This window comes from Pseudomonas sp. BF-R-19 (genome assembly GCF_019956445.1).
Lineage (GTDB): Bacteria > Pseudomonadota > Gammaproteobacteria > Pseudomonadales > Pseudomonadaceae > Aquipseudomonas > Aquipseudomonas fluorescens_BH.
On sequence record NZ_JAHBDN010000037.1, the window covers coordinates 256,183 to 281,975 of the forward strand.

A 25,793-nucleotide genomic window follows, 5' to 3' on the forward strand; every position below is an offset into this window, starting at 1 on the left:
ATGCGCGTCATGGTCTTGGGTAGCGGCGTCATCGGTACCACCAGTGCTTATTATCTGGCCCGTGCCGGGTTTGAAGTGGTGGTTGTGGACCGGCAGCCAGCTGCCGCCATGGAGACCAGTTTCGCCAACGCCGGGCAGGTTTCGCCGGGTTATGCCTCGCCGTGGGCCGCGCCTGGCGTGCCGCTCAAGGCCATCAAGTGGCTGTTGCAGCGCCACGCGCCCTTGGCGATCAAGGCCACGGCCGACATCGACCAGTACCTGTGGATGGCGCAGATGCTGCGCAACTGCACCGCCAGCCGTTACGCGGTGAACAAGGAGCGCATGGTCCGTCTGTCCGAGTACAGCCGTGACTGCCTCGATGAACTGCGCGCCGAAACCGGCATTGCCTATGAAGGCCGCAGCCTTGGTACGACCCAACTGTTCCGCACCCAGGCTCAACTTGATGGCGCCGCGAAAGACATCGCCGTGCTGAAAGAGTCCGGCGTGCCGTTCGAGCTGCTCGACCGCGACGGCATTGCCCGCGTTGAGCCGGCCCTGGCCAGCGTCACTGACATCCTCGCCGGTGCCTTGCGCCTGCCGAACGACCAGACTGGCGACTGCCAGATGTTCACCACCAAGCTTGCCGAGATGGCCGCGAACCTCGGTGTGCAATTCCGTTTCGGCCAGGACATTCAGCGCCTCGACTTCGCCGGTGACCGCATCAACGGCGTATGGATCGACGGCAAGCTGGAAACTGCCGACCGCTACGTGCTGGCCCTCGGCAGCTACTCGCCGCAACTGCTCAAGCCGCTGGGGATCAAGGCGCCGGTGTACCCGCTCAAGGGCTACTCCCTGACCGTGCCGATCACCAACCCGGCGATGGCTCCGACTTCGACCATTCTCGACGAGACCTACAAGGTCGCGATCACCCGTTTCGACAACCGCATCCGCGTTGGCGGCATGGCTGAAATCGCCGGTTTTGACCTGTCGCTGAACCCGCGTCGCCGGGAAACCCTGGAGATGATTGTCAACGACCTTTATCCTCAGGGCGGCGATCTGGCCCAGGCCGATTTCTGGACCGGTCTGCGTCCGACTACGCCGGATGGCACGCCGATCGTTGGCGCCACCCCGTTCAAGAACCTGTTCCTGAACACCGGTCACGGCACGCTCGGCTGGACCATGGCCTGCGGCTCCGGTCGCTTGCTGGCAGACCTGATGGCGAAGAAAAAGCCGCAGATCAGCGCCGAAGGCCTCGATATTTCCCGTTATGGCAGCAAAACCCAGGAGCCTGCAAAGCATGTCAGTCCAGCGCCAGCTCACCAATGAGCGCATGAGTCAGATCGTCACCCATAACGGCACGGTTTACCTTGCCGGACAGGTCGGCGATGACATGAACGCCGGGATTGAACAGCAGACCCGTGAAACCCTCGCCAACATCGAGCGGTTGCTCGATCTGGCCGGCACCGACAAAAATAATCTGCTGTCGGTGACGATTTACCTGAAAGACATCGACGCGCATTTCGAAGGCATGAACGCGGTGTGGGACAAGTGGCTGCCAAAAGGCGTCGCCCCGGCCCGCGCCACAGTTGAATCGAAATTGTGCGAACCGGAAATCCTGGTCGAGCTGTCGGTTGTCGCCGCTCTGCCATAAGCTTTCAGACAGATCCCTCTCCCGGTGCTGTTGGCGGTTCACGCTGTCAGCCAGCGCCGGTTTTTCTTCCCGATAACCCGACCAGAAGTCTGCCGCCATGCGTCCTGCCCGTGCCCTGATCGACCTTCAAGCCCTGCGCAACAACTACCGAATCGCCCGTGAGCTCACGGGGGCCAAAGCCCTCGCGGTGATCAAGGCCGATGCCTATGGCCATGGCGCGGTGCGTTGCGCCCAGGCGCTGGAAGCCGAGGCGGACGGGTTTGCCGTGGCGTGTATCGAAGAGGCTCTGGAGCTGCGGGCAGCGGGCATTCGTGCGCCGATCCTGCTGCTGGAAGGTTTTTTCGAAGCCGATGAGCTGGCGCTGATCGTCGAGCATGATTTCTGGTGCGTGGTGCATTCACTGTGGCAGCTCGAAGCCATCGAGAAAGCGGGGTTGAGCAAGCCGATCACCGTGTGGCTGAAGCTCGATTCGGGCATGCACCGCGTGGGGCTGCACCCGGCGGATTATCAGGCGGCCTATCAACGGCTGCTAGCCAGCGGCAAAGTCGCGAAAGTGGTGCTGATGAGCCACTTTGCGCGTGCCGATGAACTGCACGAGCAGGCCAGTGCCGATCAGGTGGCGGTATTTGAAGCGGCGCGCAAGGGCTTGTCCGCCGAGGTCAGCCTGCGCAACTCGCCGGCGGTGCTCGGTTGGCCGCAGATTCCGAGCGATTGGGTGCGCCCGGGCATCATGCTCTATGGCGCCACGCCCTTCGAAGAAGCCAACGAAGTGGCATCGCGCCTGCAACCGGTCATGACCCTGGAGTCGAAAGTGATCAGTGTGCGCGAGTTGCCGGCTGGCGAGCCCGTCGGTTACGGCGCCAAATTCATCACCCCTAAACCGATGCGCATTGGCGTCGTGGCCATGGGTTACGCCGACGGCTACCCGCGTCTGGCACCGACCGGCACGCCAGTGCTGGTTGCCGGGCAGCGCAGCCAGTTGATCGGCCGGGTGTCGATGGACATGCTCTGTATCGACCTGACCGATGTGCCGCAGGCCGGTCTTGGTTCGACCGTCGAATTGTGGGGCAAAAACATCCTCGCCAGTGATGTGGCCATGGCTGCCGGCACGATTCCTTACCAGATTTTCTGCAACCTGCGCCGAGTGCCACTGCTCTATTCCGGGGCTTAGTGAGCAGGGCTCCAGACCGGAAGTCGCCTCGCTGAGCAGGATTCAGGTCAAGGTGTTGTAAATACTGAACGCTGTCGCCATGATAACGCTCACTATTCCAACAATCCTGAATCCTGGAGGCGCAAGCTTTGGACGTCGGTGAACGACTGCAATCCATCCGTAGGCTCAAAGGCCTTTCCCAGCGTGAGCTCGCCAAACGGGCGGGGGTCACCAACAGCACGATTTCGATGATCGAAAAGAACAGCGTGAGCCCTTCGATCAGTTCGCTGCGCAAGGTGTTGGGCGGGATTCCCATGTCCATGGTCGAGTTCTTTTCCGAAGAAATCCTGCAGGAAAAACCGACCCAGATCGTCTACAAGGCCAACGAGCTGATCGATATTTCCGATGGCGCCGTGACCATGAAACTGGTCGGTCGGGCGCACCCGAGCCGGGCTATCGCATTCCTCAATGAAATCTATCCGCCAGGCGCCGACACCGGTGACGAGATGCTCACCCATGAGGGCGAGGAAACCGGCATCCTGGTCGAAGGAAAACTGGAACTGGTGGTCGGTCTCGAAACTTTTGTCCTCGAAGCCGGCGATAGCTACTACTTTGAAAGTACCAAGCCACACCGTTTCCGTAATCCGTTCGATGTGCCGGCGCGACTAATCAGCGCAGCCACGCCGGCGAATTTCTAAGAAAAGAGGCGTCCTGCCAGCATCGCAGAGGCGCCCTGGCTGTTTTTCCCTCGCGGCCTAAGACCCCTCCGACTTTGGGGTTGTTTCAGTGCGACGGGGTTACCGCTATACTTGCGCCCGCCTGCGAACCGTGGCCGTAGGCGTGACTAGCCACCATTGAGGGTGAACGCGTGAACCTAATTATGAAAATGCTGGCTGCACCAGCAACCGTATTGGCCCTATGGGCTGTCAGTGTCAGCGCTCAGGCTGCGACCAACGACGAAATTGCCAAACGCCTTGAGCCAGTTGGCCAGGTTTGTGTTCAGGGTAAAGAGTGCAAGGGCATGGAAGTGGCCGCTTCGGCCGGCGGCGGTGGCGGTGCCAAGGCGCCTAAAGATGTTATTGCCAAACATTGCAACGCTTGCCACGGCACCGGCCTGCTGGGCGCGCCGAAAATCGGTGACAAAGCGGCCTGGAAAGAACGCGCCGATCACCAGGGCGGCCTCGACGGCATCCTGGCCAAAGCCATTACCGGCGTCAACGCGATGCCGCCTAAAGGCACCTGCGCCGACTGCTCCGACGACGAGCTCAAGGGCGCCATCAAAGAGATGTCCGGTCTGTAACCAGCCCGCCTCTTTCGCAAAAAAGCCGCTTTCAAGCGGCTTTTTTGTACCTGCAGTATCGATAAACGCCGCGACCCCTCTGTAGGAGCGAGCTTGCTCGCGAAGGACTCACAGACGCTGCGTGGTGTCAGACTCGCCGCGTTATCGTTGACGACCATCGCGAGCAAGCTCGCTCCTACAGTTTTTACAGGCTGTTCATTGCAGCAAAGACCCGGCAAGCTCGGTCCAACCCCATACCATGGAATGCAAGGGAGGATCGAATGGTTCAGCTCTGCTCTATCGAACAGGCAGTCGATGACGTCTTGGCACGGTTACCGGCGCATATCCACATGGGCCTGCCTCTGGGGTTGGGCAAACCCAATCACTTCGTCAACGCACTGTATCGGCGAATCGCACAGTCGCCCGAGCGACGGCTGACGATCTACACCGCGTTGTGTCTGGGGCGCCCGCCCTTGGGCGATGGTCTGCAAAAGCGATTTCTCGAACCCTTTATCGAACGGGTCTTCGGCGATTATCCGGAGCTGGAATTTCTCGCCGACCTGCGCCGCGACGTTCTACCGGGCAACATCCACATCCAGCAGTTCTTCATGCAGCCCGGCAGCCTGCTCAACAGTGCCACGGCGCAACAGGATTACGTCAGCAGCAATTACAGCCATGCGGCGCGGGACATCAATGCCGCCGGATTGAATCTGGTGGCGCAGCTGGTGGCCAGCCATGCCGAACATCCCGACCGCGTGAGCCTGAGCTGCAACCCGGACATCACCCTCGACCTGTTGCCGTTGATTGCCAAGCGCCGCGCCGCCGGAGAAACCATCCTGATGGTCGGCCAGGTGCACAACGATCTGCCTTACATGCCCGGCGATGCGGAACTCGGCATCGACACCTTTGACCTGTTGATCGATGAGAAGGACAACACCACGCTGTTTTCCACGCCGAATATGCCGGTGGGGTGTCAGGACCATTTCATCGGCCTGCACGCCAGCACCCTGGTGCGTGACGGCGGCACCTTGCAGATCGGCATCGGTTCCATGGGCGATGCGCTGACGGCGGCTCTGCTGGCGCGGCAAGCCGACAACGACGGATACAGGGCTTTGCTGGCAGACGTAAACCTCAGCCACTGGACGCAACTGATCGAGCGCGAAGGCGGCATCGAAGCCTTCGCCAATGGCCTGTATGGCTGCAGCGAAATGTTCGTCAATGGCTTGCTGGTGCTGGCCGATGCCGGGATCGTGCGGCGCAAGGTTTATCCGGACGTGGCGACCCAACAGCAGGCAAATGCCGGCACCCTCGACGAGGCTGCGCAAACCGATGGCATCTCGGTGCACGGCGGATTCTTCCTCGGTCCGCGCAGCTACTACGAACGCTTGCGCGAATTGCCGCAAAGCAAACGGCTTGCATTCAACATGACCCGCATCAGCTACATCAACGAGCTCTACGGCCAGGAAGAACTCAAGCGCTTGCAGCGCCTGGATGCGCGGTTCATCAACACCGCGTTCACCGTGACCTTGCTCGGTGCCGCAGTGGCGGATCAGCTCGAAGACGGACGTGTGCTCAGCGGCGTAGGTGGGCAATACAACTTCGTGGTGCAGGGGCATGCGCTGGCAGGCGCGCGCTCGGTCTTGTTGCTGCGCAGCTGGCGTGAGTCTGGCGGCGATGTCAGCTCGAATATCGTCTGGGAGTATGGTCACTGCACGATTCCCCGGCACTTGCGGGACATCGTGGTCACCGAATACGGCATCGCCGATCTTCGCGGCAAAACCGATGCGGCAGTGATCGAGGCCTTGCTCAACATCAGCGACTCGCGTTTTCAGCCGGGATTGATCGAACAGGCGCAGAAAGTCGGCAAACTGCCCAAGGACTTCCGTCTCGATCCGCGCTTTACCGATAACAGTCCGCAGCGTTTGCGGGCGATTCAGGCGAGGCATCCGCAGCTGTTTCCGGAGTATCCGCTGGGCTGTGATTTCACCGAGGTCGAGCGTGATCTGTTGCGGGCACTGAACTGGCTCAAGAGCAAGTTCAAGCTGAGCGAGGTGCTGGAATTGGGCAAGGCGGCGCTGGATGCGCCGGAGCCTGCGTTGTTCCAGGAGCATCTGCAACGCATGCAACTGGCCAACCCGGAGGGGATGAAGGAGGACTTGTATCAGCGGTTGCTGCTCACAGGCCTCAAGGCCACCGCGCAATAACAGCCAACATAAATCAAATGTGGGAGCGGGCTTGCTCGCGAATGCGGTGTATCAGTCACAAACAAGTCGACTGACACACCGCATTCGCGAGCAAGCCCGCTCCCACAGGGGGGATTGCGGTGTGGCGGCTTACTCGATGAAGGTTACGACGCCATCTTTCAGCGATTTCACGCGGGCCAGCGACTCTACGCGATAACCCTGCGAATCCAGCTCCGCACGCCCACCCTGGAACGACTTCTCGATCACGATGCCCAGGCCCGCCACGGTGGCGCCGGCCTGCTTGATGATCGAAATCAGTGCCTGGGACGCCTTACCGTTGGCCAGGAAGTCATCGATGATCAGCACGCGGTCGCTGCTGGTCAGGTGGCGCGGGGAGATGGCCACGGTGCTTTCGGTTTGCTTGGTGAACGAGTACACGGTCGCCGACAGCAGGTTTTCGGTCAGGGTCAGGGACTGGTGCTTGCGGGCGAAAATCACCGGCACACCCAGGTTCAGGCCCGTCATGATCGCCGGGGCGATGCCCGAAGCTTCGATGGTGACGATTTTGGTGATGCCCGAATCCTTGAACAGCGTGGCGAATTCGTCGCCGATCAGCTTCATCAGGGCCGGGTCGATCTGGTGGTTCAGAAAGGCGTCGACTTTCAGGACCTGGTCGGAAAGCACGATGCCTTCTTCGCGAATTTTCTTGTGCAGGGCTTCCATGAAGCTGTCCTCTGTTGGCGCCTTGTGCGCCCTAAGGTTTTAAAAAAGTGGTCAATTCTAGCGCTTTAACATCGCGCGTATATCCGCCAATGCGTTGTTGCCTCGCACGGCCTTGACTTCGGTCGGTGTGTCGTCGTTGCCTTCCCAGGCCAGATCGTCCGGCGGCAACTCATCGAGGAAGCGGCTCGGCGCGCAGTCGATGATCTCGCCGTACTGCTTGCGCTTGGCGGCGAAGGTGAAGGCCAGGGTCTGGCGCGCGCGGGTAATGCCCACGTAGGCCAGGCGACGCTCTTCTTCGATGGTGTCGGCTTCGATGCTGGAACGGTGCGGGAGGATTTCCTCCTCCATGCCCATGATGAACACGTAGGGGAATTCCAGGCCCTTGGACGCATGCAAGGTCATCATCTGCACGCCTTCGGCGCCATCTTCTTCTTCCTGCTGGCGCTCGAGCATGTCGCGCAGGACGAGTTTGCCGATGGCGTCCTCGACGGTCATCTCGCCTTCTTCGTCTTTTTCCAGGGTGTTTTTCAGCGCCTCGATCAGGAACCAGACGTTACCCATGCGGTAATCGGCGGCCTTGTCGCTGGAGCTGTTGGTGCGCAGCCAGTTCTCGTAGTCGATGTCCATGACCATGCTGCGCAGGGCCGAGATCGGGTCTTCGCCGGCGCACTGCTCGCGCACCCTGTCCATGAAACGCTTGAAGCGCGACAGGCGATCGGTGAAGCGTGAGTCCAGATGCTCGCCCAAACCCAACTCGTCGGTGGCGGCGTACATCGAGATCTTGCGCTCGGTCGCATAGTTGCCCAGCTTCTCCAGCGTGGTCGAGCCGATCTCGCGGCGCGGCACGTTGATTACCCGCAGGAACGCGTTGTCGTCGTCCGGGTTCACGATCAGGCGGAAGTAGGCCATCAGGTCTTTTACTTCCTGACGCCCGAAAAAGCTGTTGCCGCCGGACAGGCGATACGGCACCTGGTGATGCTGCAACTTCAGTTCGATCAGCTTGGCCTGGTAGTTGCCGCGATACAGGATCGCGAAATCGCTGTACGGGCGGTCGGTGCGCAAGTGCAGGCTGAGGATTTCCATGGCCACGCGCTCGGCCTCGGCATCCTCGTTGCGGCAACGGATCACGCGGATCTCGTCGCCGTGGCCCATTTCACTCCACAGTTGCTTTTCGAATTCGTGGGGGTTGTTCGAGATCAGCACGTTGGCGCAACGCAGGATGCGGCTGGTGGAGCGGTAGTTCTGCTCCAGCATTACCACCTTCAAGGACGGGTAGTCGTCCTTGAGCAGCATCAGGTTTTCCGGGCGAGCGCCGCGCCAGGCGTAGATCGACTGGTCGTCGTCGCCTACCACGGTGAACTGGTTGCGCTTGCCAATGAGCATTTTCACCAGCAGGTATTGGCTGGCGTTGGTGTCCTGGTATTCGTCGACCAGCAGGTAGCGCACCTTGTTCTGCCACTTTTCCAGGATGTCGGCGTGCTCTTCGAACAGCTTCACCGGCAGCAGGATCAGGTCGTCGAAGTCCACCGCGTTGAACGCCTTGAGCGTGCGCTGGTAGTGGGTGTAGACGATGGCGGCGGTCTGTTCCTTGGGGTTGCGCGCGTTTTCCAGGGCCTGGGCCGGCAGGATCAGGTCGTTTTTCCAGGCGCCGATCATGTTCTTGATCTCGTCGACGCCGTCGTCGCCCGAGTATTCCTTCTGCATGATGTCGGTCATCAGGGCCTTGACGTCGGTCTCGTCGAAGATCGAGAAGCCCGGCTTGTAGCCCAGCCGCACGTGCTCCTTGCGGATGATGTTCAGGCCCAGGTTGTGGAACGTGCAGACCGTCAGCCCGCGACCTTCACCGGCACGAAGCAGCGTGCCGACCCGTTCCTTCATTTCGCGGGCGGCCTTGTTGGTAAAGGTCATGGCGACGATGTACTGGGCGCGAATGCCGCAGTTCTGGATCAGGTGCGCGATTTTGCGCGTGATCACGCTGGTCTTGCCGGAGCCTGCACCGGCGAGCACCAAAAGAGGGCCGCCGACGTAGCTCACGGCTTCTTGCTGCCGGGGATTGAGTCGGGACATAGGTAAATTCAGGAGTCAGTCACAAAATGGGCCGGCATTTTAACAGGCTCAGCGAATTGTGCTGCTCTGTCCGACTTGTGACGTACCACGCTATCTGTAATCGCCGGTTTTGTTATTTTCACGCAGGATGCGCAACGGATTTGCGGCTAATGTTCGTAATTCCGGATACAAAGGGCTCGTTTTGCCAACTGATGTCATTGTCATTGATCATCGGAACGGCATAATGCCCGTCGCCTACATCTTTGCAGAGTCTAGGGAGCTAGCTTGTCTACGCCTGTCGAACCCTTGCGTTTGCTGCTACTGGCTGAAGAGCCAGCGTGGGCAGCGTTGTTGCGCGAGTGTCTGGTTCCTATGGGGAGCTCGGCCGTTCTCATCAGCGCGCCGAGTTGGGAGTCGGTCAGCAGCCTGTTCGATGACAACCGCAGCGCGGTGTTATTGACCATCCCGCAACTTCAACCGGCGCCGGGCCGTTGCAGCCTGCCGACGGTGTTGCTGCTCGACCATGAGCCGCTGACCCCGCCCGACGGTGTGAGTGACTGGCTGGTGCGCGACCTGCTCGATTCCGGCATGTTGCGCCGCTGCCTGCGCCATGTGCGCGAGCGGGGCGTCCTGGAAAACACTCTGCAACGCCTGGCCGAGCAAGATCCGCTCACCGGCATCGCCAACCGCCAGGGTTTCCAGACCCTGCTGACGGCGCGGCTGGCGGAAAACGACGGTCGTGGCCTGGCCCTCGGTCATCTCGACCTCGACAATTTCCGTTACGCCAACGATGCCCTCGGCCATCAGGCCGGTGACCGCCTGATCTTGCAAGTGGTGGCGCGGCTCAAGTGCCAGCTTGAGGTCGGCGATCAACTGGCGCGCCTGGGCAGTGATGAATTCGCTCTGCTGATCGACACCCGTCGCGCTCCCCAGCGTGCCGAGTGGATGGCCGAGCGCATCAGCGAAGCGCTGGCCGAACCTTATTGGGTCGATGGCGAAAGCCTGCTGATCGGTTCCAGCCTGGGTATCGCCTACGCCCGGGCCCAGACCGATGCGGATCCGCTGATGTGGCATGCGCACATCGCCATGCAGCAAGCCAAAAGCACCCAGGGCTGCACCTTTCACATTTTCAACGAACGCATCAATCGAAATGCCCGCAGCATCGCCGACCTCGAAACCGAGCTGCGCCGGGCACTGCGTCGCGATGAACTGGAATTGCACTACCAGCCACGCCTGAACCTCGAAGACGGGCAGATCGTCGGCCTCGAAGCGTTGGTGCGCTGGCGGCATGCCGAGCGCGGCTTGCTGCCGCCGAGCGAATTCGTACCGCTGGCTGAGCAAAGCGGCCTGATCGTGCCGCTGGGCTATTGGGTGATTTCCCGGGCCTTGCGCGACATGCAGGCGCTGCTTGAACTGGGTTTGCCGCCGTTGCACATGGCGATCAACCTGTCGTTCCGGCAGTTCCAGGACAGCCAGTTGCTGTCGACCCTGAGTCGCCTGATTGCCGAGCGCGGTGTCGAGGCGCAGTGGCTGGAATTCGAGCTGACCGAAACCGCCGTGATGCGCCGCAGCGACCTGGTCAAGCAGACCATGGACGCCCTCGGGCGCCTCGGTGTGCGCTTCTCCCTCGACGACTTCGGCACCGGGTTCTCGTCGTTCGTGCACCTCAACAGCCTGCCGATCACCTTGCTGAAGATCGACAAGAGCTTTGTCGGCGGCATGGAACAGCGTGAGGAAAACCGCAAACTGGTCCACGCGATGATCAACCTGGCGCACAACCTCAACCTTGAGGTGGTCGCAGAAGGCGTGGAAACGCCGGAGCAACTGGATCTGCTGCGTGGGTTTGAATGCGATCAGGTGCAGGGATATTTGATCAGCATGCCATTGCCGCTGGCCGAGCTGGTGGAGTATTTGACGTTTGGCTCCAGTCAGCAGCCGATGTTGGAAGTCGTGAGCTGATCGCGACTTTTCAGTTGATCCAAAACCTGTGGGAGCGAGCTTGCTCGCGATGAGGCCAGTTCAGTCAGCATTGATGTCGACTGATACTCCGCTATCGCGAGCAAGCTCGCTCCCACAGGGGATTTCAGTCGGGCTGAGCGACAGTGAAACCGTCCCGCGCCACCGGCTCGCGCTTGATCATCCGCTTCATTTTCCACTCAAAACCCAACGTCAGGCTCACCGCCGCACACGCCAGCCCCAGCGCCAGCCCCCACCAGACACCCGTTGGCCCCCAGTCCAGGTGGAACGCCATCCACCACGCCGCCGGTGCGCCAATCAGCCAATAGCAACCCAGGCCGACGAGGAAAGTAGTCTTGGCATCCTTGAGTCCGCGAATGCAGCCCATGGCAATGGTTTGCACGCCGTCGAACAGCTCGAACCATGCCGCCACCGCCAGCAGGCTCACGGCAAGGTTGATGACATCGCGAAACGCCGGGTCGTTGTGGTCGAGAAACAGGCCGACCAACTGGTTTGGCAATAGCCAGAAGACCATGGCGAAACACAGCATCGCCGCCGCCCCGAACGCAATGCCGACCCGCCCGGCCAGCCGCGCATCCAGCAGTTGCCCGGCGCCGTAGTGCTGCCCGATGCGCATGGTGATCGCGTAGGAAATACCCGCCGGGACCATGAACGCCACCGAAACGATTTGCAGGGCGATCTGGTGTGCGCCCAGTTGCGTACTGCCCATGGTGCCCATGCACAGCGCGGCGAAGGCAAACAGCCCGACTTCCACCGCGTAGGTGCCGCCAATCGGCAAGCCCAGGCGCCACAGCTCCTTCAGGTACTGGCGGTTCAGCCGCGACAGGCCCTGGCGCAGTGGATAGGCCTCATAAGCCGGATGCCGACGAATGTGCCACGCCAGCGCAAGCGCCATCAGGTTGGCGACAATCGCCGTAACCAGCCCGATGCCCGTCAGCCCCAGTTTCGGCAGGCCGAACATCCCGGTAATCAGCGCATAGTTGAGCAGGAAGTTGGCAACCGTACCGCCAACGCTGATGACCATCACTGGCGTCGCACGGCCAATGGCGCTGGTGAACCCGCGCAGTGCCATGAAGCTCAGGTAGCCGGGCAGGGCGAACGGCAGGAAGATCAGAAACTGCCCGGCTGCGTTGACGTTGCTTTCGGTCTGGCCGAACAGCAGCAGCACCGGTTTGAGGTTCCACAGCAGCAAACCGGCGACCAGCGCCATCAGCCATGCCAGCCACAACCCGGCCTGGGTCAGCCGGGTAGCTCCGACGATATCACCGGCACCCTGTCGGATCGCCACCAGAGTGCCGACCGCCGCGATCACGCCGATGCAGAAAATCGACACGAACGAATAGGTCGCCGCACCGAGCCCGCCACCGGCCAGCGCCTCGGGACTCAGGCGCGCCATCATCAGGGTGTCGGTGAGGACCATCAGCATGTGCGCCAACTGCGAGGCAATCAGCGGCCCCGCCAGCCGCAGGATGGCCCAGAGTTCAGTACGTGCTGGATGCTGCATGGTCATCACGCTCGATTATCAAAGGGAACAGGAAAGCACCGATTCTCGGCGCTCTGCGTGGTTTGCACAAAGGGATAAAAAGGATGGATGGCATGATTCAAACTCATGCTGGAGAGTTTCTGCTAGTGTGGGCGAAACCCGCAGTAGGAGCTTTCCCAATGTCCCGTCGTCTTCCTCCCTTGTATGCTCTGCGCGCATTCGAAGCGGCGGCGCGGCACAGCTCGTTTACCCGCGCAGCCGAAGAACTGTCGATTACCCAAAGTGCGGTCAGCCGACATATTCGTACGCTCGAAGAGCATTTTGCCTGCCGCTTGTTTCACCGCAGTGGCCGTAACCTGCAGCTGACCGAGTCGGCCCGCTTGCTGTTGCCGGGCATTCGCGAAGGCTTCACGGCCCTGGAGCGCGCCTGCAATACCTTGCGCGCCGAAGACGACATCCTGCGTATGAAAGCCCCGTCGACCCTGACCATGCGCTGGTTGCTGGCGCGCCTCAGTCGCTTCCGTCATCTGCAGCCGGGTAACGAAGTGCAACTGACCAGTGCGTGGATGGACATCGATTCGGTGGACTTCAACGACGAGCCGTTCGACTGTGCGGTGCTGCTGGGTAACGGACATTTCCCCCCGGACTGGGAGGCGAGTTACCTGTTCCCCGAGGAATTGATCCCGGTCGGCGCGCCCAACCTGCGGGGCGACCAGCCCTGGGATGTCGAGCGCCTGGCCAACACCGAGTTGCTGCACCCGACGCCGGACCGCCGCGACTGGCGCAACTGGCTGGAGCGCATGGGGCTGGCCGATCAGGTGTCGCTCAAGGGCGGACAGGTGTTCGATACCCTGGAACTGGGCATGATCGCCGCCGCGCGGGGTTATGGCGTGTCCATGGGCGATTTGCTGATGGTGGCGGAGGATGTTGCGCAGGGACGTCTGAGTTTGCCGTGGCCGACCGCCGTCGCCAGTGGCGAGTGTTATTACCTGGTATGGCCGAAAACCCGGCCCGGCGGCGAACGCATGCGCCGGCTCAGTGACTTTCTGCAAAACGAAGTCCGGTCCATGGAATTGCCGGATGTCGTGCATCTGAGCTGAAACGATGAAACCGCCGCAATGGCGGCCTCAGGCAATCTCCCGGTATTCCACCGCGGGCTTGCGGCATGAGGTTGACCGGTTTCGTTGAGTCGCTGCCAAAGTCGCCATCGCGAGCAGACTCGCGATGGCATCAACTCAATTTCCGCTTGTCCCACATCTGCGGGTCAATTGTCTTTCTTTGCATTTGCCACCGATGTTTCGATTTTTATGCTTGCTGAAACGTTTCATCAAGTCTATAAAAATGGCACAACTCCAAGAAAGGCTATTGCCATGACTCCACTCAAACTCTTCGTTGCCCTCAGCGCACTGTCCGCTGCCTCCCAAGCCCTAGCCTGGGATTACGTCCTGCTCGACACCGACAAAGCCGCCCAGAACTGGCAAATCACCAGCCAGCAACTCGGCGTAAAAATCGACAAACCTTTCAGCGTGACCCTGCGCACCTTGCACGGCGGTCGGCAGGAAGGCGTCAGCATCGTCGACATCGATAACGGCACGATGAAACTTTCGGTAGTTCCAACTCGCGGCATGAACGTCCTGCAGGCCTCGGTCGGTAGCGTGCGCATGGGTTGGGATTCGCCAGTCAAGGAAGTGGTCAATCCGTCCTTCATCGAGCTCAACGGCCGTGGTGGCCTGGGCTGGCTGGAAGGCTTCAATGAACTGGTCACCCGCTGCGGCTACGAATGGGTCGGCCACCCCGGCATCGACAACGGCGAACTGCTGACCCTGCACGGTCGCGCTGCCAATATCCCGGCCAACAAAGTCACCCTGCACATTGATGAAAAACCGCCGTACGCCATCAGCCTGCGCGGCGAGCTGAAAGAGCAGGCTTTCAAGAAAGTCGACTTCTCGGTCGCGACCGAACTGGTCACCGAGCCCGGCAGCGTAGCGTTCGCCCTCAACGACACCCTGACCAACAACGGCGACTATCCAAAGGAATACCAGGCGCTGTATCACAGCAACTTCAGCACCCCATTCCTGGAGCAGGGCGCCCGATTCGCCGCGCCGGTGAAACAGGTGTCGCCGTTCAACGATAAAGCCAAAAGCGATTTGCCGGACTGGCAAACCTACCGCGCACCGACCAAGGACTACGACGAAACGGTTTACAACGTAGTGCCGTACGCCGATGCCAAGGGCGATACATTGACCGTCCTGCATAACAAGGCCGGCAGCCTGGGCGTCTCGGTCGGTTTCAACACTCAAACACTGCCCGTGTTCTCCCTGTGGAAAAACACCGATACCCAAGGGCAGGGCTATGTCACGGGGCTGGAGCCAGGCACGAGTTTTTCCTACAACCGCCGGTATCAGCGGCCACTGAACCTGGTGCCAATGATTGGGCCGAAGGAGCAGAAGCAGTTCCGCATCAGCTACGGCTTGCTGGCGGATAAGACCGCTGTGGATAAGGCGTTGAAGCAGGTGAGCGAGATTCAAGGTGGGCGGGAGACTGAGGTGCGGCAGACGCCGTTGGTTGACCTTACCAAGGGGTGATTTTCGCCATCTTTCCGAAAAACCGCTTATTGGTCGAAAAAAACATTTGGAAATGACGTTTTTCTCAAAAAAACACTTACAAATTTGAGCTACTGGCTTGTTGGCCGATATTGCAGCGCTTCGGCCAAGTGCTCGCGTCTGATCTCATCGACTTGTTCAAGGTCCGCAAGAGTGCGCGCTACCTTGAGCAGTCGATGGGCCGCTCGCAGTGACAAGGTCAGTCGTTCACACGCCGTCTCCAGCCAGGTTTCGTCTGTTGTGGATAACTTGCAGTGTCTGCGCAGGCCCGGCAAGTCGAGAAAGGCATTGGCACAGCCTTGGCGCTTTTGTTGCCGTTCTCGTGCATCGGCAACCAACTCGGCGGCGGTGGCAGTGTCGTCGCCGGGTTTTAACGCAGGATTCAATGCCGTGGCTTCGCGGGCAACAGTCAGGTGCAGGTCGATGCGATCGAGCAACGGCCCCGACAGTTTGTTGCGATAACGCTGCACCATGTCCGGCGTGCAGGAGCAGCGGCCCGTGGGCTCGCCCAGATATCCACAGGGACACGGATTCATCGCCGCCACCAACTGGAAGCGCGCCGGAAACCGAACTCGATCCTTCGCCCGCGAGATCACGATATGCCCGGACTCCAGCGGCTCCCTTAGCACTTCCAGCACTTTGCGGTCGAACTCCGGCAGCTCATCGAGGAACAGCACGCCATGATGGGCAAGGGTGATTTCGCCGGGTTGCGGTTTCGAGCCGCCACCGACCAGTGCAGGACCTGATGCCGAGTGATGCGGCTGGCGAAACGGTCGCTGCGGCCAGTGGCTCAGCGGCACACAGCTTGCGACTGACTGAATCGCCGCGACCTCCAGTGCTTCGTTTTCGGCCAAGGGTGGCAACAGCCCTGGTAATCGGCTCGCCAGCAGTGTCTTGCCCGTACCCGGTGGCCCGCTGAACAGCAGGTTATGCGCACCCGCTGCCGCAATCAGCAGCGCGCGTTTGGCCGCCATTTGCCCCTGAACTTCATTCAAATCAGGATAGGGTTTGCTGGCGTAGAGCAACCCGTTGGAAACGTAAGGTTCGATGGGTGTGTGCCCATTGAAATGCGCCACCGCCTGCAGCAGATGGTCCACTGCGATGACCTTCAACCCCGATGCCAGACAAGCCTCCTCGGCATTCGCCTGCGGCACCATCAACCAGCGCCCGGCCTTACGCGCCGCCAATGCCGCCGGCAGTACCCCGCGGACCGGCCGCACTGCGCCGGAAAGCGCCAACTCGCCCAGACACTCCACATCATCCAGCGTCAGCGTCGGCACCTGCACGCTGGCCGAGAGAATCCCCAAGGCAATCGCCAGATCGAACCGCCCGCCATCCTTGGGCAAATCCGCGGGCGCCAGATTCAACGTGATCCGTCGTGCCGGAAACTGCAGCCCCGAATTGATGATCGCGCTGCGCACCCGATCCTTGCTTTCCTTCACCGCCGCCTCGGGCAGGCCGACCATGGTCAGAGACGGCAAACCGTTGGCCAGATGGACTTCAACAGTAACGGCTGGCGCCTCCACGCCGACCTGGGCACGGCTGTGGACGATGGAGAGGGACATGGTCGTTCCTTGAAATTACGGGGAGCCGCTTCCTGCGGTTTTTCAAGGGTAGTCAGGAGATGAGCATTTCGCGTGGTGTCAGGGAAGGTGAATTTTCGCAGGATGTTGCGAGCCATCGCCGGACGGGCGGGCAGAAAAAACCGCCATTCGGGCGGTTCTTTGGTAGACAGTTTCAGGTTCTTTTACCGGCAAGTAAGCCCGGAGGTTCAAGGTCTTTACCGTGAGCCGCAGCGACATCAAGAAATCGTTGTTGATTGGCTGAAATCTTGCCGCCTAGCCGAAGTGCTTCAGCATGATATTGAATGATGAGTAAAAGCTTGGCTTTTCGCTTTCTTTGAATCATGGACACCTCCTGTGCCTGGGAGTGAGATCGATACTATTAATCGTCCAGGTAAATGACAAGTCGATTGTTCTGGTCGAAGCTGAATCCGAGGTTCTGGTAGTAGGGGACGACATTTGGGCCAGGATCCTGAATCTCTATTTCTTTGCACCCTAGCATTCGTGCATAGGTATCTGTAGCCAGCAGTGCCATCGGGGCGATCAAACCACGAAGAGGATGAGACCTGTCTGGGTGACCCTGCAAAAGAATTATCTTTATGCAAATAGCGCTTTTACGCGGAGTGGCATAACACAGACCACATAGTTTCTGTTCGTACCAGATGGCCAAATCCAATCCCTTGGCATCTTTGCACTTCCAGTTCGACACGCTTTCCCATGGGAAGAGTGCAGCTTCCAACCACGGGAGGCAGGCAGTAATCGCAGCTGGAGTTATTGGGTCGAACCTAACCGCTTCGGTGTTGAGTTTCCTGGCCCGAGATTTACAGTCCTTGACGAACATTTTATATGCGAGCTTTCGTGCATCTGATTTGTAAGTCTGGTTTCGAAGTTCGGTGCCTTTTCCTTTTCTTCTCATTGCTAGCGTCTATCGAGTAACAAGGCGAAAAGCGTAAAGAAAAGGGTGAGGACTGATAAATCAGGCCGGAGCGCCGCTTTTTGTAGGACCTTGCCGAGAAAGATGAAGGACATCGGTGAAAGAGCGTGGATGGCCTTGCCGGATGAAGGTTGCTGCTTATGATCTCGCTGAATGCAGCCTTAGGAGGCGTGAATGAACAGGAATGGAATGCGCCCGATTCATCCTGGCGAAATTCTCAGCGAGGAGTTTTTGAAGCCACTGGGCGTTACAACCGATGCTCTGGCTCGCTCGTTGAACGAGCCGGAGGCGGAAATAAGCGATGTTGTGAATCAGCGGAGCGGTGTCAGTGTTGGTCTGGCGCAAAAGCTATCCATCAACCTGAACACCACGCCCGAGTTCTGGCTGAATCTGCAATCGACCTACGAGTTGCGCTCAGCCCAGATCGAGCGTAGTTGAACGTTAAATATTCAAAGCGACTGCAAGATGAGTGAAGCCCGCTTCCACCACGGTTTTACCGGGCGTCTTGCCTGATCCTGCTCTGTCATCATCTGCGGCACATCCTGCAACCGAATCCACGGCTGGTTGTTCCAGTGCAGCAGGCTCAACGACATTTCCGGCCAGTTGAGCAGGCTCAGTTGCGGGCGTTCGGTTGTGGTGGGGTATTGGGCATCTCGCAGGGCGGGAACAACTTCGTGGGTGAGCCATTCACGCAGGGCTCTGTATTCGGGGCAGTAGTGGTAGACCAGTAATGCGTAAACGCCGGATTCGCTGATCAGCAGGATGTTTTCGATGTGACCGTGGATGAGGGTTTTGGCTGTTTGGTATTGGTCGGGATCGAGTTTTCGGAGTTGGCGGTCGTTGAGGTAGATGCGTAGCAATCGGCCTAGGTCGCGGGCGCTGAACCAGGGTTGGTTTTGTATTAGGAGAGCGTGGAGGTGGAGTTTGTGGCGGGTGAAGACGTGAGGTATTAGATAATTTTCGTCCATCGAGCAGTACCCAAATTCGCATGAAGGAAACTGCCGCTGTTCGTCGCCAAACGAAAAGGGTGGCAGCTGTGCGCGGGTTGGCGAACCGGTGCATGCGAAAAACCGGCAGACCCGAAGGTCTCCCACGCCCAGCCGCCATAATTCGAGAAGGGAATAATGCCCAGTATCGAACGTGGTTGCGGTGCGTCACATGCTATCCGGGTCGCCAAACCCAGTGCTGAATATTCAGCCGAGATGAGCTTAGGAACCGGGGCTTAGCGACGCAATCGGACGGCGGTGTGATGTTTGTAGGACGTTGCCGGGATTGTTGCGGGGCTGAAGATCAAAAGATCGCAGCCTTCGGCAGGTCCTACAGGTGAAGCGCAAGGTCGTTCCGACCTTCAATCGCGAGCAGGCTCGCTCCCACAAGGGGACTGCATTTCACAACAGAATTTATTCGGTCGGCGGATTGAGCTTCGCTTCCAGCTCCGCCACTTTCGCTTCAAGACTTTCCAGCCGAGCCCGGGTGCGCGCCAACACAACCATCTGGCTATCGAATTCTTCCCGACTCACCAGATCCAGTTTGCTGAAGCCGCTCTGCAGCAACATTTTGAACTGGCTTTCGATTTCAGCTTTCGGCAGAGGCGTGTCACCGCTGAAAAGGCGGGAGGCGGTGCCGGTGAGGGCGTCGAGGAAGTCTTTGGGCGCGAGCATGGGCAATGTCCTGGAAACAATGACGGGCAGTGTATCACGCAGTGTCTATAGTCATTTGCGCAGGCGAAGGGCGCACGCTTTTCGCGCATGGGGACGGACGGCGTCGCACCGTTATTGTGCGTAACCAGGCGAGTGTTGTTGCGATATGGCAGACATCTGCCAGCAAAAGATTGAAAACTATGAGTTTTGTGGAGATGGCAAGCTTTCTGCTTAGATGCTGGTAACCCATGCACTGATGCAGTCGCTGTGACGAATGCAGTGCGCCAGGCGGAACGCGGGGAGTGTTTCGCAAGGAGCGGTTAACTGGCGTCGGACGGGCAGGTAAGGCCGACGATGCGTTACAAAGCCAGGCACTGCGCTTAGACTTGAGTCGGGTTTGTTTTCCTGGGGCAAGTCCACCAATTCGGGAGAGAGTTTTCATGAAGCTAGTCACTGCCATCATCAAGCCGTTCAAGCTGGACGACGTACGCGAGTCGCTGTCCGAGATCGGCGTGCAGGGCATTACCGTCACTGAAGTCAAAGGCTTTGGTCGGCAGAAGGGTCACACCGAGCTGTATCGCGGCGCGGAATACGTGGTCGATTTCCTGCCCAAGGTGAAGATCGACGTCGCCATCGACGACAAGGATCTGGACCGGGTAATCGAGGCCATCACTAAGGCTGCCAACACCGGCAAGATCGGGGACGGCAAGATCTTCGTGGTCAATCTGGAACAGGCGATTCGCATCCGTACCGGCGAAACCGATACCGACGCAATCTAAGCCGCCACAAACCCAACGCCCCAGGAGAAAACAATATGACTCTGCGTAAATTCGCAGGGCTAGGCGCCCTGTTGTCCATCGTAATGCCCAGCCTTGCTCTGGCGGCAGACGAAGTGGCGGCCCCAGTCCTCAACTCCGGCGACACTGCCTGGATGATGACCTCGACAGCCTTGGTGCTGTTCATGACCATTCCCGGCCTCGCGCTTTTCTACGGCGGCATGGTCCGGTCTAAAAACATTCTTTCCGTGATGATGCAGTGCTTCGCCATTACCGGTTTGATCAGCGTCCTGTGGGTCATTTATGGCTACAGCATCGCGTTCGACACCACGGGCATGGAGCAGGGCGTCGTCAACTTCAACTCGTTCTTCGGCGGCATGGGCAAGGCATTCCTCGCCGGCATCACGCCAGCCAGCCTGACCGGCCCTGCGGCGCTGTTCCCTGAGGCGGTGTTCGTCACCTTCCAGATGACCTTCGCGATCATCACCCCGGCGCTGATCGTCGGTGCGTTCGCCGAGCGGATGAAGTTCTCCGCGATGCTGGTGTTCATGGGCATCTGGTTCACCCTGGTGTATGCGCCGATCGCGCACATGGTCTGGTCCGGCAACGGTGGCCTGATGTGGGACTGGGGCGTGCTCGACTTCGCCGGCGGCACCGTGGTGCACATCAACGCAGGTGTAGCAGGTCTGGTTGCCTGCCTGGTGCTGGGCAAGCGCAAGGGCTTCCCGACCACACCGATGGCGCCGCACAACCTCGGTTACACCCTGATGGGCGCGGCCATGCTGTGGGTCGGCTGGTTCGGTTTCAACGCCGGTTCCGCCGCTGCGGCCAACGGCACCGCCGGCATGGCAATGCTGGTAACTCAGATTGCTACCGCCGCTGCTGCACTGGGCTGGATGTTTGCCGAGTGGCTCACCCACGGCAAACCTAGCGCACTGGGCATCGCTTCGGGCGTGGTTGCCGGTCTGGTGGCAATCACCCCGGCTGCCGGCACCGTTGGCCCGATGGGCGCGCTGGTAATCGGTCTGGCAGCTGGCGTGGTGTGCTTCTTCTGCGCCACCACCCTCAAGCGCAAGCTCGGCTATGACGATTCCCTGGACGCCTTCGGCGTGCACGGTATCGGCGGTATCCTCGGCGCAATCCTGACCGGTGTGTTCGCTGCTCCGTCCTTGGGTGGCTTCGGCACCGTGACCGACATCGCCGCACAAGTGTGGATTCAGTGCAAAGGCGTAGGCTTCACGGTGATCTACACCGCGATCGCCACATACATCATCCTCAAGGTGCTGGATGCGGTCATGGGCCTGCGTATCAACGAAGAAGAAGAAGCGGTCGGCATCGATCTGGCGCTTCACAACGAACGCGGCTACAACTTGTAAGCAAGCACTAAAAAAACTGCCCGGCTTGCCGGGCATTTTTTTGTCTGGAATTTGTCGTTGAAGGCTGAGCTGAAAGGTTTTTTCCTACAGGTTTTACGATGTTTACGTCGGGTGTTTTTGTGCAGCCAAAGGCTTACAGGATTGAAGGAATATTAGGGTCTTTGTTTTTTCCCAGAGCGCGCTAGAATGCGCCCCGAACGTGCGGAGAACTGTATGTGGCAACAGACTCTGATTACCTTGCGGGCGAGGCCTCGGGGCTTTCATCTGGTAACGGACGAGTTACTCGCCGGCCTGCCTGAACTCAAGGCGTGTCGGGTCGGTCTGTTGCATTTGTGGCTGCAGCATACCTCGGCGTCGTTGACCATCAACGAGAACGCCGATCCGGCGGTACGTCGCGACTTCGAACGATTTTTCAATCGTCTGATCCCACAAGGAACAGACGGCTATGAGCATAACGACGAAGGCCTGGACGACCTCCCGGCGCACTTCAAGGCCAGCGTACTTGGCTGTCAGCTCAGTTTGCCGATAGCGGCAGGCCGGTTGGCGTTGGGGACCTGGCAAGGCGTTTATCTGGGCGAGCACCGTGATCATGGCGGTGCCCGTAAAGTCCTCGCCACCGTGCACGGTGAAGAGGCATAGCCGCTGGTCAGCAGCGGCTGTTGAATTTTTTCCTGCAGCCTTCGACAGAGGGCAAAGCTGGGCTATAACTAATCTGCTTTTCGCAAGTCATGAGGTAGAACATGAGCGACGATGATCTGGAAAACGACGACCTCGAAGTAGGCGACGACGACGAAACCGAAGAAGGTCTGGAAGCAGCGGCGGAAGACGTCGCTGAAGACGACGGCGGTGATGCGCCGGTCCCGACCGCCAAAGGCAAGGCCAAGGCAGCGGTATCGGTCGATGAGCTGCCGAGTGTCGAAGCCAAGAACAAGGAACGCGATGCTCTCGCGCGGGCCATGGAGGAGTTTTTGGCCAAGGGTGGCAAGGTGCAGGAAGTGGAGGCCAATGTGGTCGCCGATCCGCCCAAGAAGCCTGATAACAAGTACGGCAGCCGGCCTATCTGAGCCTGCTACCCGCTTGCTGAAAAAGCCCGCCGTCGCCGCGGGCTTTTTCATGCATGAAACAAAGCTTTTTGAGCTGGACGAAGTCCCTGTGGGAGCGGGCTTGCCCGCGAAGAGGCCATCACATTCAATATTGGAGGTGGCTGGTACACCGCCTTCGCGAGCAAGCCCGCTCCCACAGGTTTTTTCGTCAGGCCGACACCGAATTCCACCGCGCCAGCAATGCCGGCAAATCGGTCAGGCTGCGAATCTCCGCATCCGGCAGCCGTTCGGCTTCCCAGACCTTGCCTGCCGGGTTGAACCAGATTGCCCGCATTCCCGCTTGCTGCGCACCGGCAATGTCATCGCCAGGATGATCACCAATATGCACCGCCGTTTCAGCGGTCGCGCCACCGCGCTGCAAGGCCTCCTGGAACAGTCGTGCGTCGGGTTTGGCAATGCCGATGTCTTCGGCGCACAGCGCAAACTTGAAGTAATCCGCCAGGCCCAGCCGGCGCACATCGGCGTTGCCATTGGTGACCACGCCGAGGGCGTAATGGTTGGCGAGGATTTCCAGGGTCGGTTCGACCTCCGGAAACACATCGATCTGATGGCGAGCGTGCAGAAACACTTCAAAACTCTTGTCCGCCAGATCCGAGGCTTCTGCATGGGTGTAGCCAGACTCTTCCAGTGCATGGAACAGCACCCGCCGACGCAGGGCGCTGATGCGGTGCTTGAGGCCAGGCTCGTTGCTCAATACACGCTCACGAATAGTCCACAGATGCTCCACCGGCACCGCCCCCAGGTTGGGCGCGTGCTCGGTCAGCCATTCACGCAAAACGGCTTCGGCGCTGACGATTACCGGGGCGGTGTCCCACAGGGTGTCGTCGAGGTCGAAGGTGATCAACTGAATGCTCATGAATCGTCGCCCTTAATGCGTTTGGCCCGTGGGTGGGCGCTGTCGTAGACCGTGGCCAGGTGCTGGAAGTCCAGGTGGGTGTAGATCTGCGTGGTCTTGATGTCCGAGTGGCCGAGCAGTTCCTGCACTGCCCGCAGGTCCTGGGAGGATTCCAGCAAATGGCTGGCAAAAGAGTGCCGCAGCATGTGCGGGTGCAGGTTCTGCCCCAGTTCGCGCTCGCCGGCAGCCTTGACCCGCACCTGGATCGCCCGGGGGCCGAGACGTCGACCTTGCTGGCTGACAAACACTGCATCGTCCGCCGGGTTGGCCATGGCCCGCAGTGGCAGCCACTGCTCCAGGGCCTCGCGGGCCTTTTTTCCTACCGGCAGCAGGCGGGTCTTGCTGCCTTTACCGAGCACCTGGACCATGCCGTCAGCCAGGTCGAGCTGATCGAGATTGAGCCCCGTCAGCTCCGACAGCCGCAGCCCGGAGGAATAAAACAGTTCGAGAATCGCCTGGTCCCGACGTGCCAGAAAGTCATCCTCCACACCACCTTCCAGCAGTTGCAGCGCGCGGTCGGTATCGAGGGTTTTCGGCAGGCGGCGTTCGCCTTTGGGCGGCGCGAGGCCATTGGCCGGATCGTGGTCGCACAGGCCTTCGCGGTTCAAATAGTGATAGAGCCCGCGAACGGCCGACAGCAATCGCGCCAGGCTGCGGGACGATTGGCCCTGGGCGTGCAGACGGGCAATCAGGCTGCGCAGGCGCTGGATGTCCAGCGCCGTCCAGCTGCCGATATTCTGTTTGACGCACCAGCCCAGCACTTTATCCAGGTCGCGGCGATAGGCCGACAGTGTGTGCGGCGACACCTGCCGCTCACTGCGCAGGTGTTCGCAGTAAGCGTCCAGTTGTCGTTCCATGTTCAGCGTACCGAGCGCAGGGAGTTGTTGACCCGTGGCAGCACGCGACCCATGACTTCAGCGATGTAGCTCAGGAACAAGGTGCCCACCGAGCTTTTGTAGTGCTGCGGATCACGGCTGGCGATCGCCAGTATGCCGTGGATGCCCTGGTGGCTGATGGCGACGACCGCGGTGGAACCGATTTGCTTGCGCTGTTCTTCGCCGAACAGGAAGTCCAGTTCATGCTCGCGCAGGCTGCCGCTGACGCTTTTGTCTTCCGAGAGCAAACCGCCGATGGCCACTTGAGCTTCGGCGTGGGTGACCCAGCGGCCCACCGGCATGGCGTTGTCGCCGAGCAGGATGAGGCTGACGAAGGGCACCTGGAATTCCTGGCGCAGGCTGTCTTCGACGCACATCACCACGTCTTCCAGGCTGGCGGCATCCATCAATGCCAGGATCAGGCGACGGGTCTTTTCGAACAGGCGGTCGTTGTCCCGGGCCACGTCCATCAAATGCGACAGGCGATGGCGCAGTTCAATGTTGCGGTCGCGCAGGATGGTCATCTGACGCTCCACCAGCGAGACGGTATCTCCGCGCCGATGGGGGATGCGCAGGGACGGGAGCAGTTCTTCGTGCTCGACGAAGAAGTCCGGATGAGCCTCCAGGTACGCGGCTACAGCCGCCGCCTCCAGGCTTTCGGACGGTGATTCGTCAGCTTGTCGTGCGGGTACCGGAGGCTTGTCGGTCATGGATTTCGCTCACTCAAAGACGCACTTGTCCTTCATATACGCGCACTGCCGGGCCGGTCATTATCACCGGTTGGCCAGGGCCTGCCCATTCGATGGACAAGCGCCCGCCAGGCAGGTCGATCAATAGCGGCGAATCCATCCACCCCTGGCTGATCGCGGCCACTGCAGCGGCACAGGCGCCGGTTCCGCAAGCCTGGGTTTCCCCGGCTCCACGCTCCCAGACGCGCAACTGCGCGCGGCTCCGGTCGATGACCTGGAGAAAACCGACATTGACCCGTGCCGGGAAGCGCGGGTGATGTTCGATTTTCGAGCCCAGCTCATGCACCGGCGCGTTGTTGATATCGCTGACCCGCAGCACGGCATGGGGGTTGCCCATGGACACGGCGGCCAGATCGACCGGGGTGCCGTCGACGTCGACCTGATAACTCTTGGCCTGCTCCGGCGCCTGGAACGGAATATCCGCCGGCACCAGGCGCGGGGCGCCCATGTTGACGCTGATCTGGCCGTCGTTACGCACATCCAGTTCGATGACGCCGCTTTTGGTCTCGACGCGGATCTGCCGCTTTGCGGTCAGGCGTTTGTCGAGCACGAAACGGGCGAAGCAGCGCGCACCGTTGCCGCACTGCTCCACTTCGGAGCCGTCGGAGTTGAAAATCCGATAGCGGAAATCCACGTCCGGGTTGCTCGGTGCCTCGACGATCAGCAACTGGTCGAAACCGATGCCGGTGTGCCGGTCGCCCCATTGCTTGGCGTGCTTGGGCAGAATGTGCGCGTGCTGGCTGACCAGGTCGAGGACCATGAAATCATTGCCCAGGCCGTGCATCTTGGTAAAACGCAGCAGCATGGTT

At 60.0% G+C, this 25,793-nt stretch carries 25 protein-coding genes; 14 read left to right on the top strand and 11 right to left on the bottom strand.

Annotation, left to right across the window (positions count from 1 at the left end; translation table 11 throughout):
* The 6 genes from dadA to KGB28_RS07355 all read left to right on the top strand — a co-directional run bounded on the left by dadA (window position 1) and on the right by KGB28_RS07355 (window position 6,263).
* Complete coding sequence (dadA, locus tag KGB28_RS07330) at window positions 1–1,305, top strand: D-amino acid dehydrogenase (RefSeq protein WP_095943447.1); 1,305 nt, start codon at window positions 1–3, stop codon at window positions 1,303–1,305.
* The gene (locus KGB28_RS07335) at window positions 1,277–1,630 is read left to right on the top strand and encodes a RidA family protein (protein ID WP_223443816.1); all 354 of its coding nucleotides are present in this window, start codon (window positions 1,277–1,279) and stop codon (window positions 1,628–1,630) included. The genes dadA and KGB28_RS07335 overlap by 29 nt, the downstream gene beginning before the upstream one ends.
* Window positions 1,631–1,727: 97 nt before the next feature.
* Window positions 1,728–2,801 carry an alanine racemase gene (alr, locus tag KGB28_RS07340; RefSeq protein WP_223443818.1) on the top strand — a complete coding sequence of 358 codons (1,074 nt, stop codon included), beginning with the start codon at window positions 1,728–1,730 and terminating at the stop codon, window positions 2,799–2,801.
* 128 nt (window positions 2,802–2,929) lie between these two features.
* On the top strand, window positions 2,930–3,478 hold the full coding sequence (locus KGB28_RS07345) for a cupin domain-containing protein (protein ID WP_008023455.1): 549 nt from the start codon (window positions 2,930–2,932) through the stop codon (window positions 3,476–3,478).
* 182 nt (window positions 3,479–3,660) lie between these two features.
* On the top strand, window positions 3,661–4,080 hold the full coding sequence (locus KGB28_RS07350) for a c-type cytochrome (RefSeq protein WP_150725225.1): 420 nt from the start codon (window positions 3,661–3,663) through the stop codon (window positions 4,078–4,080).
* A gap of 260 nt (window positions 4,081–4,340) precedes the next feature.
* Window positions 4,341–6,263, top strand: a complete 1,923-nt coding sequence (locus KGB28_RS07355) for an acetyl-CoA hydrolase/transferase C-terminal domain-containing protein (protein WP_223443821.1) — start codon at window positions 4,341–4,343, stop codon at window positions 6,261–6,263.
* Window positions 6,264–6,392: 129 nt separating this feature from the next.
* Here the strand turns inward: KGB28_RS07355 and KGB28_RS07360 are convergent, their stop codons facing one another.
* Both KGB28_RS07360 and rep read right to left on the bottom strand, forming a co-directional pair.
* Window positions 6,393–6,965 (bottom strand): xanthine phosphoribosyltransferase, encoded by a 573-nt coding sequence (locus KGB28_RS07360; RefSeq protein ID WP_217829247.1) that lies wholly within the window; start codon window positions 6,963–6,965, stop codon window positions 6,393–6,395.
* Between the two features lie 57 nt (window positions 6,966–7,022).
* Complete coding sequence (gene rep / locus KGB28_RS07365) at window positions 7,023–9,032, bottom strand: DNA helicase Rep (RefSeq protein WP_223443822.1); 2,010 nt, start codon at window positions 9,030–9,032, stop codon at window positions 7,023–7,025.
* A 264-nt stretch (window positions 9,033–9,296) separates the two neighbouring features.
* Here rep and KGB28_RS07370 point away from each other — a divergent pair, with 264 nt between their 5' ends.
* Complete coding sequence (locus KGB28_RS07370) at window positions 9,297–10,970, top strand: putative bifunctional diguanylate cyclase/phosphodiesterase (RefSeq protein ID WP_223443824.1); 1,674 nt, start codon at window positions 9,297–9,299, stop codon at window positions 10,968–10,970.
* A gap of 124 nt (window positions 10,971–11,094) precedes the next feature.
* Here KGB28_RS07370 and KGB28_RS07375 read toward each other — a convergent pair whose 3' ends face one another.
* Window positions 11,095–12,492, bottom strand: a complete 1,398-nt coding sequence (locus tag KGB28_RS07375) for a NorM family multidrug efflux MATE transporter (RefSeq protein WP_223443826.1) — start codon at window positions 12,490–12,492, stop codon at window positions 11,095–11,097.
* A 158-nt stretch (window positions 12,493–12,650) separates the two neighbouring features.
* Here KGB28_RS07375 and KGB28_RS07380 point away from each other — a divergent pair, with 158 nt between their 5' ends.
* Window positions 12,651–13,571, top strand: a complete 921-nt coding sequence (locus KGB28_RS07380; protein WP_150724909.1) for a LysR substrate-binding domain-containing protein — start codon at window positions 12,651–12,653, stop codon at window positions 13,569–13,571.
* A gap of 270 nt (window positions 13,572–13,841) precedes the next feature.
* The gene (locus KGB28_RS07385) at window positions 13,842–15,056 is read left to right on the top strand and encodes an aldose 1-epimerase family protein (RefSeq protein ID WP_223443827.1); all 1,215 of its coding nucleotides are present in this window, start codon (window positions 13,842–13,844) and stop codon (window positions 15,054–15,056) included.
* Between the two features lie 89 nt (window positions 15,057–15,145).
* Here KGB28_RS07385 and KGB28_RS07390 read toward each other — a convergent pair whose 3' ends face one another.
* Together KGB28_RS07390 and KGB28_RS07395 are read right to left on the bottom strand one after the other, a co-directional pair.
* Window positions 15,146–16,639: a YifB family Mg chelatase-like AAA ATPase gene (locus KGB28_RS07390; protein ID WP_223443829.1), complete on the bottom strand. Its 1,494-nt coding sequence runs from the start codon at window positions 16,637–16,639 to the stop codon at window positions 15,146–15,148.
* Between the two features lie 172 nt (window positions 16,640–16,811).
* On the bottom strand, window positions 16,812–16,982 hold the full coding sequence (locus tag KGB28_RS07395) for a hypothetical protein (RefSeq protein WP_223443830.1): 171 nt from the start codon (window positions 16,980–16,982) through the stop codon (window positions 16,812–16,814).
* Window positions 16,983–17,744: 762 nt separating this feature from the next.
* On the opposite strand from KGB28_RS07395, the gene KGB28_RS07405 reads away from it, so the two are divergent.
* Window positions 17,745–18,008: a HigA family addiction module antitoxin gene (locus KGB28_RS07405; RefSeq protein WP_223443831.1), complete on the top strand. Its 264-nt coding sequence runs from the start codon at window positions 17,745–17,747 to the stop codon at window positions 18,006–18,008.
* Between the two features lie 11 nt (window positions 18,009–18,019).
* On the opposite strand, the gene KGB28_RS07410 is transcribed toward KGB28_RS07405, so the two are convergent.
* Together KGB28_RS07410 and KGB28_RS07415 are read right to left on the bottom strand one after the other, a co-directional pair.
* Window positions 18,020–18,538, bottom strand: a complete 519-nt coding sequence (locus KGB28_RS07410; RefSeq protein ID WP_223443832.1) for a Bro-N domain-containing protein — start codon at window positions 18,536–18,538, stop codon at window positions 18,020–18,022.
* Window positions 18,539–18,970: 432 nt separating this feature from the next.
* Window positions 18,971–19,231: an accessory factor UbiK family protein gene (locus tag KGB28_RS07415; protein ID WP_046038993.1), complete on the bottom strand. Its 261-nt coding sequence runs from the start codon at window positions 19,229–19,231 to the stop codon at window positions 18,971–18,973.
* 419 nt (window positions 19,232–19,650) lie between these two features.
* Here KGB28_RS07415 and glnK point away from each other — a divergent pair, with 419 nt between their 5' ends.
* The 4 genes from glnK (at window position 19,651) to sutA (ending at window position 22,426) form a co-directional block, all read left to right on the top strand.
* Window positions 19,651–19,989, top strand: coding sequence for a P-II family nitrogen regulator (gene glnK, locus KGB28_RS07420; RefSeq protein WP_002555808.1), 339 nt, complete (start codon window positions 19,651–19,653; stop codon window positions 19,987–19,989).
* Window positions 19,990–20,024: 35 nt separating this feature from the next.
* Window positions 20,025–21,362 (top strand): ammonium transporter, encoded by a 1,338-nt coding sequence (locus KGB28_RS07425; protein ID WP_056726351.1) that lies wholly within the window; start codon window positions 20,025–20,027, stop codon window positions 21,360–21,362.
* 213 nt (window positions 21,363–21,575) lie between these two features.
* On the top strand, window positions 21,576–22,001 hold the full coding sequence (locus KGB28_RS07430; RefSeq protein ID WP_150724915.1) for a secondary thiamine-phosphate synthase enzyme YjbQ: 426 nt from the start codon (window positions 21,576–21,578) through the stop codon (window positions 21,999–22,001).
* 101 nt (window positions 22,002–22,102) lie between these two features.
* Complete coding sequence (sutA, locus tag KGB28_RS07435) at window positions 22,103–22,426, top strand: transcriptional regulator SutA (RefSeq protein WP_008050867.1); 324 nt, start codon at window positions 22,103–22,105, stop codon at window positions 22,424–22,426.
* Window positions 22,427–22,613: 187 nt separating this feature from the next.
* Here the strand turns inward: sutA and KGB28_RS07440 are convergent, their stop codons facing one another.
* From KGB28_RS07440 to dapF, 4 genes are read right to left on the bottom strand one after another with little or no spacing between them, the layout of a single operon-like run.
* A complete protein-coding gene (locus KGB28_RS07440) occupies window positions 22,614–23,321 on the bottom strand; it encodes an HAD family hydrolase (protein WP_223443833.1) in 708 nt (235 codons plus the stop codon).
* Complete coding sequence (xerC, locus tag KGB28_RS07445; protein ID WP_223443834.1) at window positions 23,318–24,217, bottom strand: tyrosine recombinase XerC; 900 nt, start codon at window positions 24,215–24,217, stop codon at window positions 23,318–23,320. Before xerC ends, KGB28_RS07440 begins: the two co-directional genes overlap by 4 nt.
* Before the next feature lie 2 nt (window positions 24,218–24,219).
* Window positions 24,220–24,945 carry a DUF484 family protein gene (locus KGB28_RS07450; protein WP_150724918.1) on the bottom strand — a complete coding sequence of 242 codons (726 nt, stop codon included), beginning with the start codon at window positions 24,943–24,945 and terminating at the stop codon, window positions 24,220–24,222.
* 13 nt (window positions 24,946–24,958) lie between these two features.
* On the bottom strand, window positions 24,959–25,789 hold the full coding sequence (gene dapF / locus KGB28_RS07455) for a diaminopimelate epimerase (RefSeq protein ID WP_223443835.1): 831 nt from the start codon (window positions 25,787–25,789) through the stop codon (window positions 24,959–24,961).
* Window positions 25,790–25,793: the final 4 nt, after the last annotated feature.